A 15,343-nucleotide genomic window follows, 5' to 3' on the forward strand; every position below is an offset into this window, starting at 1 on the left:
CCTGAAACGACGGTCCCGAAAAGTCGTTATAGTAGCAGGTTTGGTCCCCTCCTCTTCCGCCGGGTTCATGGAACATATCCGTATCCGTGGGGCGCGCACCCACAACCTGAAGAACGTCAATCTCGACCTTCCGCGGCACAAGCTGATCGTGATCACCGGCCTCTCCGGGTCCGGCAAATCGTCGCTCGCATTCGACACGCTCTATGCGGAAGGCCAGCGGCGCTACGTCGAAAGCCTGTCCGCTTACGCGCGGCAGTTCCTTCAGTTGATGGAAAAGCCCGATGTCGATCTGATCGAGGGTTTGTCGCCGGCGATTTCGATCGAGCAAAAGGCCACGTCGCACAATCCGCGCTCGACGGTGGGCACCGTCACCGAAATCCACGACTATCTGCGGCTGTTGTACGCACGCGTCGGCACGCCGTATTGCCCGGACCACGAAATCCCGCTCGAAGCACAAAGCGTGTCGCAGATGGTCGACGCGGCGCTCGCGCTGCCTGAGGACACCAAGCTGATGATCCTCGCGCCCGTCGTCACGAACCGTAAGGGCGAGCACGCCGAATTGTTCGAGGAAATGCAGGCGCAGGGCTTCGTGCGCTTTCGCGTGCGCTCGGGCGGCGGCGCGGCGAACGAGGGTGTCGCGAAGATCTACGAGGTCGATTCGCTGCCCAAGCTCAAGAAAAACGACAAGCATACGATCGACGTCGTCGTCGATCGGCTGAAGGTGCGCGCGGACATGAAGCAGCGCCTCGCCGAATCGTTCGAGACCGCGCTGCGCCTGGCCGACGGCCGCGCGATCGCGCTCGAAATGGATACCGACCGCGAGCATCTGTTCAGCTCGAAGTTCGCGTGCCCGGTCTGCTCGTATTCGCTGCAGGAACTCGAGCCGCGCCTGTTCTCGTTCAACAACCCGATGGGCGCGTGCCCGGAATGCGACGGCCTCGGCCAGATCACGTTCTTCGATCCGAAGCGGGTGGTCGCGCATCCGTCGCTGTCGCTCGCGGCAGGCGCGGTGAAGGGCTGGGACCGGCGCAATCAGTTCTACTTCCAGATGCTGCAAAGCCTCGCGGCATTCTACGATTTCGACATCGACACGGCGTTCGAGGATCTTCCCGAAAAGATCAGGAAGATCCTGCTGTTCGGCTCCGGCAAGCAAACGATTCCGTTCTCCTATATCAACGAGCGCGGCCGCACGACGATCCGCGAGCATGTGTTCGAGGGAATCATTCCGAACCTCGAACGCCGCTACCGCGAAACCGATTCGGTCGCGGTGCGCGAGGAGCTTGCGAAATACCAGAACAATCAGCCGTGCCCGTCGTGCGACGGCACGCGGCTGCGCCGCGAGGCGCGCTACGTGCGAATCGGCGCGGGCGACTACGCGCGCGGGATCTACGAAATCAGCAGTTGGCCGTTGCGCGACGCGCTCGGCTATTTCGCCGGCCTGACGCTCGACGGCGCAAAGCGCGAGATCGCCGACAAAGTGATCAAGGAGATCGTCGCGCGCCTCACGTTCCTGAACAACGTCGGCCTCGATTATCTGTCGCTCGAGCGCAGCGCCGAGACGCTGTCGGGCGGCGAGGCGCAGCGCATCCGGCTCGCGTCGCAAATCGGCTCGGGCTTGACGGGCGTGATGTATGTGCTCGACGAACCGTCGATCGGCCTGCACCAGCGCGACAACGATCGCCTGATCGGAACGCTCAAGCATCTGCGCGATCTCGGCAATTCGGTGATCGTCGTCGAACACGACGAGGACATGATCCGCACCGCCGACTACGTGGTCGACATGGGCCCGGGCGCGGGCGAACACGGCGGCGTGGTGGTGGCCGAAGGCACGCCGAAGCAGGTGCAGGGCAATGGCGAATCGCTGACGGGCCTGTACCTGTCCGGCAAAAAAACGATCGAGTACCCGGACGAGCGGATCGCGCCGAACGCCGAACGGATGCTGCGGATCGTCGACGCGCACGGCAACAATCTGAAGCACGTGAACCTCGAACTGCCGGTCGGGCTTTTGACCTGCATCACCGGCGTGTCCGGCTCGGGCAAGTCGACGCTCATCAACGACACGCTGTACCACGCGGTCGCGCGCCATTTGTACGGCTCGTCGGCGGAACCGGCGCCGCACGAGTCGATCGAGGGGCTCGAGCACTTCGACAAGGTGATCAACGTCGATCAATCGCCGATCGGCCGCACGCCGCGCTCGAATCCGGCCACCTATACCGGCGTGTTCACGCCGATTCGCGAACTGTTCGCCGGCGTGCCCACGTCGAAGGAGCGCGGCTACGATCCGGGCCGCTTCTCGTTCAACGTGAAGGGCGGGCGCTGCGAATCGTGCCAGGGCGACGGCGTGCTGAAAGTGGAGATGCACTTCCTGCCGGACGTCTACGTGCCGTGCGACGTGTGCCACGGCAAGCGCTACAACCGCGAAACGCTCGAAGTCCAGTACAAGGGCAAGAACATCAGCGAAGTGCTCGACATGACGGTCGAGCATGCTTACGAGTTCTTCAACGCGGTGCCGGTCGTCGCGCGCAAGCTGAAGACGCTGCTCGACGTGGGCCTCGGCTACATCCGGCTCGGCCAATCGGCGACGACGCTGTCGGGCGGCGAGGCACAGCGCGTGAAGCTGTCGCTGGAACTGTCGAAGCGCGACACGGGCCGCACGCTGTACATCCTGGACGAGCCGACGACCGGCCTGCACTTTCACGACATCGCGCTGCTGCTCGAAGTAATCCACCGTCTGCGCGACCAGGGCAACACGGTGGTCATCATCGAGCACAATCTCGACGTGATCAAGACGGCCGACTGGGTCATCGATCTCGGTCCGGAAGGCGGCGCGGGCGGCGGCCAGATCATCGCGCAGGGCACGCCCGAGCAGGTGTCGAAGACGAAGGCGAGCTTCACCGGCAAGTATCTGGCCCCGCTTCTGAAGCGCGGCAAGTAACCCGACCCGGCGCAAGCGGCAGGCCTGCGGCGGGCGTGCCGCGGCCGGTATTTGCGCGCGCGGTGCTTGCGGGCCCGCCGCGCTGCGGCCCGCCGGGCGCCCGCGACGCAACGCCCGGCGCTCGCCGCGCGGGCAACGGACAACGGGCCGCCGCCCGCAAGCGCAACGCGCGATTTTTCCTTACAACATCCTAATATTCCGGCCAACAATCGTTGCTATACTGCGCGGCGATGCCTAGCCATTGTCCGCCGCGCGCTTGCGGCCTCAAACGTGCGGGATGGCGGTCTAGATACAGGGAAAGTCATGGAGAAGCAATCTGAGCCGACGCGCGAGCCGCAGTCGCGGGAACCGCACCTGCGCAGCGTCCGGCTAACGAGCGATTTCAGCCTGCCGAAGCTTTCGGCGATCGAGATCGGCAGCTACCTCCTCGCCGTCGTCGCGCTCTGGCTCATCCTGTCCCTGAAGCTGCTCGGCGGCCTCCTGGCCGGCCTGCTCGTCTATCAGCTCGTCCACATGATCGCGCCCGCGATCGAACGCCACATGTCGAGCCAGCGCGCGCGCTGGCTTGCGGTCGTGCTGCTGTCGGCCGTGATCGTCGGCGGCCTCGCCGGTCTGACGATCGCCGTTATCGAACATTTCGAGCACACGGTTCCGAATGCGCAGAATCTGCTCGGCCAGCTCATGCAGATCGTCGATCAGGCGCGTGCGCGCACTCCCGCATGGATCTCGAACCTGCTGCCCGTCGATGCCGACCAGATGCGCGCGAAGGCCACGCTGCTGATGAACAAGCACATGGATCAGCTCCAGCAAGGCGGCAAGAATGTCGCACGCGGCTTCGGCCATGTGCTGTTCGGGATGATCATCGGCGCGATGATCGCGATCGGCGTCGATCGAAACAAATCGCGCCAGCCGCTGTCCACCGCGCTCGTCACGCGTATCTCGCGCTTTTCCGACGCGTTCCGCCGGATCGTGTTCGCGCAGATCAAGATCTCCGCGCTCAACGCGTTCTTCACGAGCCTGTACCTGCTCGTCGCGCTGCCGCTCTTCCACCAGCGGCTGCCGCTATCCAAGACGCTCGTGCTCGTCACGTTCATCGTCGGCCTGCTGCCCGTGATCGGTAACCTGATCTCGAACACGCTGATCGTGGCGGTGTCGCTGTCGGTCAGCATGAGCACCGCGGTCGCCTCGCTTGCGTTCCTCGTCATCATTCACAAGCTCGAATATTTTCTGAACGCGCGGATCATCGGCGGCCAGATCGAGTCGCGCGCGTGGGAGCTGTTACTGGCGATGCTCGTGATGGAAGCGGCGTTCGGCCTGCCGGGCGTGGTCGCCGCGCCGATCTTCTATGCATACGTAAAGCGCGAGTTGCTCTATCTGCGGCTCATCTGAGCGCGCCGTCGAGCACCCGGCCGACGTCCCGCCGAGTGTACGCCTAGGAAAAGGCCGCGTTCAACGCGGCCTTTTCCTTTTCTCGCTTTGCGCCGCCGCAGGCGCGCGATACGCGGACTCGCGGCAGCCGGTCTTGAAATCCGCCGCGTGCCGGCTCAGCGAAACACCACCGTTTTCGTGCCGTTCAGCACGATCCGATGCTCGACGTGCCATTTCACCGCGCGCGCGAGCGTCACGCATTCGACGTCGCGGCCCACCGCCGTCAGCTCGTCCGGCGTCATGCTGTGATCGACGCGCTCGACCTCCTGCTCGATGATCGGCCCCTCGTCGAGATCGGTGGTCACATAGTGCGCGGTCGCGCCGATCAGCTTCACGCCGCGATCGAACGCCTGGTAATACGGCTTCGCACCCTTGAAGCTCGGCAGAAACGAATGATGGATATTGATCGCGCGCCCCGCCAGCCGCTCGCACATCGCCGGCGACAGGATCTGCATGTAGCGCGCGAGCACGACGAGATCGGCCGAATGCTCGCCGATCACCTCGAGCACGCGCGCCTCCTGCGCGGCCTTCGCATCGGCCGGCGCACCCGCGGCAAGCGGGAAGTGGTGGAACGGAATGTCGTAGCTCGCGGCGAGCTGATAGAAATCCTTGTGGTTCGACACGATCGCCGAAATCTCGATCGGCAACTGGCCGGTCCGGTAACGGAACAGCAGATCGTTCAGGCAATGGCCGATCTTCGACACGAGGATCACGACGCGCGGCTTCACCGACGCGTCATGCAGTTCCCAACGCATGTCGAACTGCGCGGCGAGCGGCGCGAATTCGGCACGCAGCGCGTCGAGCGCGGCGGCGGCACTGCCCCCGTCGGCCCGATCGAAATGCACGCGCATGAAGAACTCGCCGGTATGGCTGTCGCCGAACTGCGCGGAATCGAGAATATTGCTGCCGCGCTCGAACAGGAAACCCGAGACGGCGTGGACGATGCCGTGCCGATCCGGGCACGACAGTTTCAGGATAAAGCTGTGATCGGTCGACATGACCGCGACTCCCATTTCTCTAATCTTCTGATCAAATCGATTCGCGCCGCATCGCGCGGCTCAACCGAACGCCAGCGGCGGCGGCGCGAACAGCGCATCGAGCCCGGGCGCGGCTTCGGGCGAAATCGCGCGATGCCGCACCAGGCTGTCGAGCATCGCGACGCTCGCATCGACGGTTGCCGCGCCCGCGCGCAGCCAGCCGACGATCTCGTCGACACCCGCGAGCAGATGCTCGGCCACTTCGCCGTCCTGATTGCACGGCGAGAAATCGCGCGGCAGCGGCAAATCGTAGATGAATACCTGCTCGGCCTCCGTGCCCTCCGGCAGCGAGCACAGCACGTGCGCAACGCGGCCGGGAATCGCGCGCGCGGCAAGCTCGGGCGCAATGCCCGCCTCTTCCCAGCACTCCTTCGCGAGCGTGTCCTCGATGCCGAGGCCCCAGCCGATGCCGCCCGCGACGACGTTATCGAGCATTCCAGGGTCGGTCGCCTTTGTCGCACTGCGCCTGCCCAGCCACATTCGAAACGGCTCGGCGGGCGCATATTCTACGACGCCGTTCAAATGCACCGCGTATGTCAGCGTACCGAAGAAGCGCGACGCCGCACGCTCGATATACGCGAGCGGCGGGTCGTCGAAGCGGTTGCGGATCGCGTAGATCTCGTCGCGCCAGCCGACGATCGCGCCGTCCGCCGCGAGCGCGCCGATCGGCCCTGCCAGCGCCATGCTGCGCGCGTCGACACTGTCATAGCGCGCGGCAAGCTCGACGCGCCCCGCCGGAAACTCGAACACATCCGGCCAGCGCGCAAGCCGCGCGACGTCGCAGCGGCGCAGCCAGCCGACCTGCCGCCCGGCGATCCAGAACGGTATGTGCGCCGACGGATCGAAACGGCGCGCGGCGGCGATGCACGGGAAGGTCATCATCGCGCGCCGCGTCAATCGTTGAACGCCACGCGCAGGCCGAGCGCGACAAACGTCGCGCCGGCGAGCCGGTCGAGCCAGACGCCCGCACGCGGCCGGCGCTTGAGCCATGCGCCGATCGCCCCCGCGCCAAGACCGAACGCCGAGAATACGACGGCCGCCTGAACCATGAACAGCACGCCCAGTTCGAACATTTGCAGCGCAACGGGCTGCGGGCCGCCCGGATCGACGAACTGCGGCAGGAACACGACAAAAAACAGCGTCACCTTCGGATTCAGCATACTGCCGATCACGCTCTGCCGAAAGATCGTCGCAACCGGCTGCGGCGCGCGTTCGTGCGCGGTCGCGAGCCCCTTGCTCGTCAGCGCCTTCACGCCGATCCAGATCAAATACGCACCGCCCGCGAGCTTGAGCAGATGAAACGCGACGGGCGACGAACTCAGCAGCGCGGCGATCCCGAACGCGGCAAGCGTCGTGTGAAACAGCACCCCGGACGCGAAGCCGAACGCTGCGACGACGGCAGCCGTCCGGCCCTGCGAGATGCCGCGCGCAAGCACCTGCAGGTTGTCCGGGCCGGGCGCAATCGTGATCGCCAGCGAAGCGGCGAGAAACAACATGAAATTCGGCATCGCAAGCTCGCTTGATGATTCGAAACGGACGCGGCGCGCAACGCGCTCAGTGTCCGGAAAATTCGGTTACCGTATAAAGCGGCAAACCCGCGCCGCGCAGCCGCGCCGAGCCGCCGAGATCCGGCAGATCGACGATCGCCGCGCCCTCGACGACCTGCGCGCCGAGCCGCTCGAGCAGGTTCTTGCCCGCCATCATCGTGCCGCCCGTGGCGATCAGGTCGTCGACGATGATGATCCGGTCGCCGGCCTTGCACGCGTCCTCGTGAATCTCGACGGTCGATGTGCCGTATTCGAGCGCATACGACTCCGAGCGCGTCTTGTACGGCAGCTTGCCGACCTTGCGGATCGGCACGAAACCGACATTGAGTTCGTATGCGACGATCGGCGCGATGATGAAACCGCGCGCATCGAGCCCCGCGACATAGTCGAGCTTCGCGTCGACATAACGTTCGACGAACAGATCGACGAGCACGCGCAGCGCCTTCGCGCTTTGCAACAACGGCGTGATGTCGCGAAACATCACGCCCGGCTGAGGCCAGTCGGGCACCGTGCGAATCCGGCTGCGGATGAATTCGACGGGGCCGAGCTGCGCGTCGGGCGACGAGGCAATCATGAAACTCTCCAAAACTGAATGAATGGCGCGAGATGACGCGCGGGCCGCGTGTCATGCGGGGCTCGACCCGGGCGGCGGCCCGAACCCGGCGGAAAAACCGCGCGACGGCGTCAAACCGCCGCGGCCGGCCCGCTGTCGCGCCTGAGCCGCGACAGCCGCTCCTCGGCGATCGCGAGCGACTCCGGCAAGCCGCGCAGCACGACAATGTCGCTTGCGCGCAGCAACGTGCCCGGATCGGGCTCGACGCCGCGAATCCCATGCCGGCGGATCGCCGTCACCTCGAGGCCGAGCGCGAACAGCCCCAGATCGGCAAGCGAGCGGCCGACCGCCTCCGAACGCGCGTCGACGGGCACCGATTGTAGCCGCACCTGCTCGTGATCGTCGTCGTCCGCATCGTCCGCGCCGTGGAAGTAGCCGCGCAGCAGACTGTAGCGCGCATCGCGCATCTCCTCCACGCGCCGCACCACACGCCGCATCGGCACGCCCATCAGCACGAGCGTATGCGACGCGAGCATCAGGCTGCCTTCGACGATCTCCGGAATCACCTCGGTCGCCCCCGCCGCGAGCAGCTTCTCGAGATCGGCATCGTCGACCGTGCGCACGATCGCGGGCAGCGTTGGCTCCAGTTCGTGAACGTTGTGCAGCACGCGCAGCGCGGACGGCGTGTTCGCATACGTGATCGCCACCGCCGCCGCGCGATGAATGCCCGCCGCGACGAGCGACTCGCGCCGCGCCGCGTCGCCAAACACGACCGATTCGCCGGCGGCCGCCGCCGCGCTCACGCGGTCCGGATCGAGGTCGAGCGCGACATACGAGATCCCCTCCTGCTCCAGCATCCGCGCCAGGTTCTGCCCCGCGCGGCCGTAACCGCAAATGATCACGTGGCCTTGCTGCTTGAGGCTCTGCGTCGCGATTCGCGTCATTTGCAGCGACTGCTGCATCCATTCGGTGGACGACAGCCGCATCACGATCCGGTTCGCGTTCTGGATCAGGAACGGCGCGGCAAGCATCGACAACAGCATCGACGCGAGAATCGCCTGCAACAGCGTGGGATCGACGAGATGCCGATCGAGAATCAGATTCAGCAGCACGAAACCGAACTCCCCGGCCTGCGCAAGCCCGAGCCCGGTACGCATCGCGACGCCCGGCGCCGCGCCGAACGCACGCGCGAGCCCGGTAATCATCATGCTCTTCAACAAAATCTGGCCGACGAAGAAACCCAGAACCACGAACGGATGCCGCCAGATCACGCTCGGATCGAGCAGCATGCCGGTCGTCACGAAGAACAGGCCGAGCAGCACGTCGCGAAACGGCTTGATGTCCTCCTCCACCTGATGGCGGTATGGCGTCTCGGCGATCAGCATCCCGGCGATGAACGCGCCGAGCGCAAGCGACAGCCCGAAGCGATCGGTGACGAACGCGGCGCCGAGCGTGACCAGCAGCAGGTTCAGCACGAACAGCTCCTGCGAGCGCCGCCGCGCGACCACGTCGAGCCAGCGGGTCATGAAGCGCTGGCCGACGATGAGCAGCAGCGCGAGCGCGACGACGATCTTCACCGACGCAAGCCCGAGCGACACCGCGAGATCCTTCGACGACTCGCCGCCGAACGCGGCGATCACGATGAGCAGCGGCACCACGGCAAGATCCTGGAACAGCAGCACGCCAAAGATGTTGCGGCCGTGCTCGGTCTCGATCTCGAGCCGCTCGGCGAGCATCTTCGAGACAATCGCCGTCGACGACATCGCCAGCGCGCCGCCGAGCGCGATGCAGCCCTCCCACGTGATGTGCACCCAGCGCTCGAAGATCGCGCCGAGCACGAGCGCGACCGCGATCGTGCCGACCACCTGCGCGAGCCCGAGCCCGAACACGAGCCGGCGCATCGCGCGCAGCTTCGCGAGCGAGAATTCGAGGCCGATCGAGAACATCAGGAACACGACGCCGAATTCGGCGAGATGCTCGGCGCGCTCGAGGTCGGCCGCGAAGCCCGCCGCGTGCGGGCCAACGAGAATGCCGACGGTCAGATAGCCAAGCATCGGCGGCAGATTCAGCGACCTGAACACAACGACGCCCACCACTGAGGCGAGCAGCAGGAGAAGCGTCATTTCGAGCGGAGAAATCACGGGCGAAGCGTCCTCGTTCGTCGGCGGCGCGATACAAGCGCCGGTTGGGCCGGGAGATGACTACGGGAGATGGGCGCTAAGGCCTGCTCTTGCTGATGACGGGCTGCGCGCACCGAGCGCGGCGGCCGAACAAAGTCCCGGCGGGGCAACCGAAGGCAGCCCCGTGGGGCGCCCAAGGGCCGGCTTCGAAGCGGCGCGAATGCGCGGCGCATTCGCAACGGGCATGACGCGGCGATCGACCTTTGCGCTCCGCGGGACGCCCCCGCAGGCGCCGTGGCCGGCTCCGCGAGCGGATTTTCGAATCCGGCGCGAATGTGCGCTGCCAGCCCGTTATCAGCGTGAACAGGCCCCAGGGGCCCGGCGCGGCGAACAAACGCCTTTGCTATACTCCGCGCATGATAGCGAAAATCAATGATGATCGGGCGCTCGCGCTCGCTCGCGACGTGCTCGACATCGAGGCGAACGCCGTTCGCGCACTCGCCGATCAGCTCAACGGAGATTTCGTCAGCGCAGTCGGCTTCCTGCTGAATTGCCGGGGCCGCGTGGTCGTCTCCGGCATCGGCAAATCGGGGCATATCGCCCGTAAAATCGCCGCGACGCTCGCGAGCACCGGCACGCCTGCGTTCTTCGTGCATCCGGCCGAAGCAAGTCACGGCGATCTCGGCATGGTCACCGCGGACGACGTGTTCATCGCGATCTCGTATTCCGGCGAATCGGCCGAACTCGTCGCGATCCTGCCGGTCGTCAAGCGGCTCGGCGCGAAGCTGATCGCGTTGACCGGCCGTCCCGCATCGAGCCTCGCCAAGCTCGCCGACGTCCATCTGAACGCGGCCGTCGCGAAAGAAGCCTGTCCGCTGAATCTCGCGCCGACAGCCAGCACCACGGCCGCGCTCGCGCTCGGCGACGCACTCGCCGTCGCGGTGCTCGACGCGCGCGGCTTCGGCCCCGACGATTTCGCGCGCTCGCATCCCGGCGGCGCGCTCGGCCGGCGTCTGCTGACCTACGTGCGCGACGTGATGCGCACCGGCGACGAAATGCCGCTCGTCACGCTCGACGCGACGCTCTCCGACGCCCTCTTCCAGATCACCGCGAAGCGCATGGGGATGACGGCCGTCGTCGACGGGCAAGGCCGCGTCGCGGGCATCTTCACCGACGGCGACCTGCGCCGCGTGCTCGAGCGCGACGGCGATTTCCGCCGGCTGCCGATCGCCGACGTGATGACGCGCCACCCGCGCACGATCGCGCCGAACCATCTGGCCGTCGAGGCAGTGGAGCTGATGGAGCGCCACCGGATCAACCAAATGCTCGTCGTCGACGAAACGGGCGTGCTGGTCGGCGCGCTCAACATGCACGACCTGTTCTCGAAGAAGGTGATTTGATGTCCACGTCCCCCGCGTCCCCTTCATCTCCCGCGTCCACGGCCGAGCGCGCCGGCCGCGTGAAGCTGATGATTTTCGACGTAGACGGCGTTCTCACCGACGGCAGCCTGCACTTCACGGCCGCCGGCGACGCGATGAAGTCGTTCAACTCGCTCGACGGCCACGGCGTCAAGCTGTTGCGCGAAGCCGGCATCGCAACGGCGATCATCACGGGCCGCCGCTCGGACATCGTCGCCGCGCGCGCGGCCGAGATGAAGATCGCGCATCTGTTTCAGGGCGTCGAGCACAAGCCCGCCGCGTTCGCCGAACTGTTGCAGAAGACCGGCATCGCCGCCGAAGCGTGCGGCTACATGGGCGACGACTGGCCCGATCTCGCAGTGATGCTGCGTTGCGGTTTCGCGGCCGCGCCGGCGAATGCCCATCCGGAGGTGATCGCGCGCGCGCATTGGGTGGCCGAGGCGCGGGGCGGACACGGCGCGGTGCGCGAAGTGTGCGATGCGATCCTGCGCGCGCAGCATCGCTACGACGCGCTGCTCGCAGCCGCTTGTGGAGTCTGAACGAATGGACGGCAAATCCCGGCTGACTTCGCTGATCCCGCTCGTCGCGATGGCAGCGCTCGCGGGCGGCACGTACTGGCTGCTGCAAGCGACGCTGCCGCCGCCCGGCGAAGAGATCAAGCATTCGAAATCCCATACGCCCGATTATTTCGCCAACAACTTCTCCGTTACCGAACTCGACCAGACGGGCTCGACCCAATACCGGTTGACGGCCGAGGGGCTGGTTCATTACGAAGACGACGAAACCAGCGATCTGACGCTGCCCGCGCTGCGCGCGTTCCAACCGGGCAAGCCCACCGTGACCGCGACCGCCAAACGCGGCGTCGTCAACGGCGACGTCTCGATCGTCGATCTATACGACAACGCGCAGATCGTGCGCGCGGCAGGCCCGAACGATCCGCCGATGCAGGCGGATTCCGAGCATTTCCGGGTGTTGGTCAACGACGATGTGATCGAGACCGAAAAGCCGGTTAAACTTCAGCGCGGCCTGTCGATCGCAAACGCCACGGCCGGCATGAAGTACAACAACGTCACCCGGGTCATCGAGCTGTATGGCAACGTGCGCGGCATGATCGCCGCGTCCGACACGTCGGGCGGCGCGCGAAGCCAACCCAAGTAACTCACCATGCGGAACTGCATGAACGAATCGTTCCCCTGTTTATTGCCGAGCGGCGCCCATCGCGCCGCTCGCGCCGCACTCGCGGCAGCGCTCGTCGTGCTGCCGCTCGCGGGCGTGGCGCCTGCGGCGCACGCCGAAAGAGCCGACCGCGACAAGCCGATCAACGTCGAGGCGGACAACCTGACCTATGACGATCTGAAGCAGGTGACGGTCGCCACGGGCAACGTCGTCATCACGAAGGGCACGATCATCATCAAGGGCGATCGCGTCGAAGTGCGCCAGGACCCGCAAGGCTATCAGTACGCAACCGCGACGGCGTCCGGCAAGCGGCACGCGTCGTTCCGCCAGAAGCGCGAAGGCCTCGACGAATACATCGACGGCGATGCCGAGCGCATCGACTACGACGGCAAGCAGGATCTCACGACGCTGACGACGAACGCGACCGTGCGCCGGCTGCAAGGCCAGTCCACCGTCGCCGACACCGTGCACGGCAGCGTGATCACTTACGACGGCCAGCGCGATTTCTACACCGCCCGGGGCGGCAAGGACGTCATCGCGCCGGGCAACCCCGGCGGCCGCGTGCGCGCGATGCTGACGCCGAAAAGCGGCGGCGCCGCGCCGCTCGTCGGCGGGCCGGCCAAGCTCGCGCCGTCGACCGATCTGCAGGGAGCGCCCGCCCAATGAACGCCCTCCCGAACCGTCAGCCGGCCGGCACGTCGAGTTCGCTCGTCGTGCGCAACCTGAAAAAGCGCTATGGCTCGCGCACCGTCGTCAAGGACGTGTCGCTCGACGTGAAAAGCGGCGAAGTGGTCGGCCTGCTCGGCCCGAACGGCGCCGGCAAGACCACGTCGTTCTATATGATCGTCGGCCTCGTGCCGCTCGACGCGGGCGATATCTCGCTGAACGGCAGCCCGATCAGCCTGATGCCGATCCACAAGCGCGCATCGCTCGGCCTGTCGTATTTGCCGCAGGAGGCGTCGGTGTTCCGCAAGCTGAGCGTCGAGCAGAACATCCGCGCGGTGCTCGAATTGCAGCACGGCGACAACGGTAAGCGGCTCACGAAAGACGAAATCGGCGCGCGCACCGAGGCGCTCCTCGACGAGCTGCAGATCGCGCACCTGCGCGAGAATCCGGCGCTGTCGCTGTCGGGCGGCGAGCGCCGCCGTGTCGAGATCGCGCGCGCGCTCGCGAGCAACCCGAGTTTCATCTTGCTAGACGAGCCGTTCGCGGGCGTCGATCCGATCGCGGTGCTCGAAATCCAGAAGATCGTGAAGTTCCTCAAGCAGCGCAACATCGGCGTGCTGATCACCGATCACAACGTGCGCGAAACGCTCGGCATCTGCGATCACGCGTACATCATCAGCGACGGGTCGGTTCTCGCCTCCGGCGCGCCGCAGGAAATCATCGAAAACGAAAGCGTGCGGCGCGTCTACCTCGGCGAGCACTTCCGCATGTGAGCGGCGCGGAATCCCCCGCCCGCCCTTTCGCACGCCGCCGCGCTTCGCGCGGTGCGCGCTCCCGCGCCCCTTCCGCTGCCGCGCGTCATTCGATTGCCTCAATGCGCCGCCCTCGTGGCAAACTGCCGGTATGACTCCCTCTTTGCCATGAAAGCCAGTCTCCAACTCCGCCTGTCGCAGCATCTCGCGCTCACGCCGCAACTGCAGCAATCGATCCGGTTGCTGCAGTTGTCGACGCTTGAACTGCAGCAGGAAGTCGCGATGGCGGTCGCGCAAAATCCGCTGCTCGAAAACGACGACTGGATCGCGAGCCCGCTGCGCGTTGCGGCCGACGGCTCGTTGATCGCCCACACGCCCGCCCCGTCCGCGCCCGATCCGCAACCCGGCCTGTCGAACGGCACCAGCTCGACGAGCGAGCACACCGAACCTGCGGGCGTCGATGAATACGATAACTATTCGTCCGACAGCAGCGACACAAGCCCGTGGAATCTCGACGAATTCGGCCGCTCGAGCGCCGCCTCCGACGACGACGATCTGCCACCGCTGCAAATCCACGAAACGACGACATCGCTGCGCGATCATCTCACCGCTCAACTGTGCGTCACGCAGGCCAGCCCGCGCGATCGCGCACTCGTAACGTTCCTGATCGAATCGCTCGACGACGACGGCTATTTGACGGCATCGCTCGACGAAATCCTCGCCGATCTGCCGGCCGAACTCGAAGTCGACGCCGACGAGCTGAACGCGGCGCTCGCGCTGCTGCACAGCTTCGATCCGGCGGGCGTCGGCGCGCGCTCCCCGGCCGAGTGCCTGAAGCTGCAATTGCTGCGTCTCGATCCGTCCCCGACACGCGCGCTCGCGCTCGACATCGTGTCACAGCATCTGGAGCTGCTCGCCGCGCGCGATTTCACGCGCCTGCGCAAGCAATTGAAGACGGGCGACGACGAGCTGCGCGATGCGCACGCGTTGATCCGCTCGCTCGAACCGTTCCCCGGTGCGGCATACGGCAAGGCCGAAGCGGACTACGTGGTGCCCGACATCATTGTGAAGAAAGCGGGCCAGGGCTGGCAGGCCGAACTCAATCCGGACGTGGTGCCGCGGCTGCGGATCAACCATCTGTACGCGAATATTCTGCGCAATAGCCGCGGTGATCCGGGCACGGGTTCGCTCAAGCAGCAATTGCAAGAGGCGCGCTGGCTGATCAAGAACATCCAGCAGCGCTTCGAGACGATTCTTCGCGTTGCACAAGCGATTGTCGAGCGTCAAAAGAATTTCTTCGCGCACGGCGAAATTGCCATGCGCCCCTTGGTTTTGCGGGAAATAGCTGATACGCTGGGCCTACACGAGTCGACTGTCTCCCGTGTGACAACCGGCAAGTACATGTTGACCCCGTTCGGTACGCTCGAATTCAAGTACTTCTTTGGATCGCACGTATCGACGGACACCGGGGGCGCCGCGTCATCCACTGCGATCCGCGCCCTCATCAAACAACTGATAGGAGCCGAAGACCCTAAATCTCCTCTTTCAGACAGCCGCATAGCCGAGCTGCTGGCGGAACAGGGGTTCGTGGTCGCGCGCCGCACGGTTGCCAAGTATCGCGAAGCCCTGAAAATCCCCGCGGTGAATCTGCGCAAGTCTCTGTAGCCCGTCGTGCTCGGCGGGCATTTTCCGGCCGCCGCACCGTCGACGG

Annotated in this window: 13 protein-coding genes; 8 read left to right on the plus strand and 5 right to left on the minus strand. The window is 65.7% G+C overall.

The features are described 5' to 3' along the window. The first annotated feature begins 67 nt into the window (after nt 1-67). Both uvrA and AQ611_RS15500 read left to right on the plus strand, forming a co-directional pair. The gene (gene uvrA / locus AQ611_RS15495; RefSeq protein ID WP_059517804.1) at nt 68-2,935 is read left to right on the plus strand and encodes an excinuclease ABC subunit UvrA; all 2,868 of its coding nucleotides are present in this window, start codon (nt 68-70) and stop codon (nt 2,933-2,935) included. Between the two features lie 303 nt (nt 2,936-3,238). Next, on the plus strand, nt 3,239-4,324 hold the full coding sequence (locus AQ611_RS15500; protein ID WP_059517802.1) for an AI-2E family transporter: 1,086 nt from the start codon (nt 3,239-3,241) through the stop codon (nt 4,322-4,324). Nucleotides 4,325-4,479: 155 nt separating this feature from the next. On the opposite strand, the gene purU is transcribed toward AQ611_RS15500, so the two are convergent. From purU to AQ611_RS15525, 5 genes are all read right to left on the minus strand, one after another. After that, nucleotides 4,480-5,361 carry a formyltetrahydrofolate deformylase gene (purU, locus tag AQ611_RS15505; protein WP_059518040.1) on the minus strand — a complete coding sequence of 294 codons (882 nt, stop codon included), beginning with the start codon at nt 5,359-5,361 and terminating at the stop codon, nt 4,480-4,482. A gap of 60 nt (nt 5,362-5,421) precedes the next feature. Next, nucleotides 5,422-6,279, minus strand: a complete 858-nt coding sequence (locus AQ611_RS15510; protein WP_069235344.1) for an NUDIX hydrolase — start codon at nt 6,277-6,279, stop codon at nt 5,422-5,424. Nucleotides 6,280-6,293: 14 nt separating this feature from the next. Then, the gene (locus tag AQ611_RS15515) at nt 6,294-6,908 is read right to left on the minus strand and encodes a LysE family translocator (protein ID WP_059517800.1); all 615 of its coding nucleotides are present in this window, start codon (nt 6,906-6,908) and stop codon (nt 6,294-6,296) included. Between the two features lie 46 nt (nt 6,909-6,954). Beyond that, nucleotides 6,955-7,521, minus strand: a complete 567-nt coding sequence (locus AQ611_RS15520; protein ID WP_069235003.1) for an adenine phosphoribosyltransferase — start codon at nt 7,519-7,521, stop codon at nt 6,955-6,957. 110 nt (nt 7,522-7,631) lie between these two features. Beyond that, nucleotides 7,632-9,641, minus strand: a complete 2,010-nt coding sequence (locus AQ611_RS15525) for a monovalent cation:proton antiporter family protein (protein ID WP_069235004.1) — start codon at nt 9,639-9,641, stop codon at nt 7,632-7,634. 395 nt (nt 9,642-10,036) lie between these two features. Between AQ611_RS15525 and kdsD the strand changes: the two genes are divergently transcribed. From kdsD to AQ611_RS15555, 6 genes are all read left to right on the plus strand, one after another. Further along, nucleotides 10,037-11,020: an arabinose 5-phosphate isomerase KdsD gene (gene kdsD, locus AQ611_RS15530; protein WP_059517795.1), complete on the plus strand. Its 984-nt coding sequence runs from the start codon at nt 10,037-10,039 to the stop codon at nt 11,018-11,020. After that, nucleotides 11,020-11,577, plus strand: a complete 558-nt coding sequence (locus tag AQ611_RS15535; protein WP_069235005.1) for a KdsC family phosphatase — start codon at nt 11,020-11,022, stop codon at nt 11,575-11,577. The genes kdsD and AQ611_RS15535 overlap by 1 nt, the downstream gene beginning before the upstream one ends. Nucleotides 11,578-11,581: 4 nt before the next feature. Further along, complete coding sequence (gene lptC, locus AQ611_RS15540; RefSeq protein ID WP_059517791.1) at nt 11,582-12,196, plus strand: LPS export ABC transporter periplasmic protein LptC; 615 nt, start codon at nt 11,582-11,584, stop codon at nt 12,194-12,196. An 18-nt stretch (nt 12,197-12,214) separates the two neighbouring features. After that, nucleotides 12,215-12,880, plus strand: coding sequence for a lipopolysaccharide transport periplasmic protein LptA (lptA, locus tag AQ611_RS15545; protein ID WP_059517789.1), 666 nt, complete (start codon nt 12,215-12,217; stop codon nt 12,878-12,880). Continuing rightward, nucleotides 12,877-13,653 (plus strand): LPS export ABC transporter ATP-binding protein, encoded by a 777-nt coding sequence (lptB, locus tag AQ611_RS15550; RefSeq protein WP_059517787.1) that lies wholly within the window; start codon nt 12,877-12,879, stop codon nt 13,651-13,653. Before lptA ends, lptB begins: the two co-directional genes overlap by 4 nt. Before the next feature lie 147 nt (nt 13,654-13,800). Further along, a complete protein-coding gene (locus tag AQ611_RS15555; protein ID WP_059517785.1) occupies nt 13,801-15,297 on the plus strand; it encodes an RNA polymerase factor sigma-54 in 1,497 nt (498 codons plus the stop codon). Nucleotides 15,298-15,343 lie beyond the last annotated feature (46 nt).

This window comes from Burkholderia singularis (assembly GCF_001718875.1).
In the GTDB taxonomy this organism is placed as follows: Bacteria; Pseudomonadota; Gammaproteobacteria; order Burkholderiales; family Burkholderiaceae; genus Burkholderia; species Burkholderia singularis.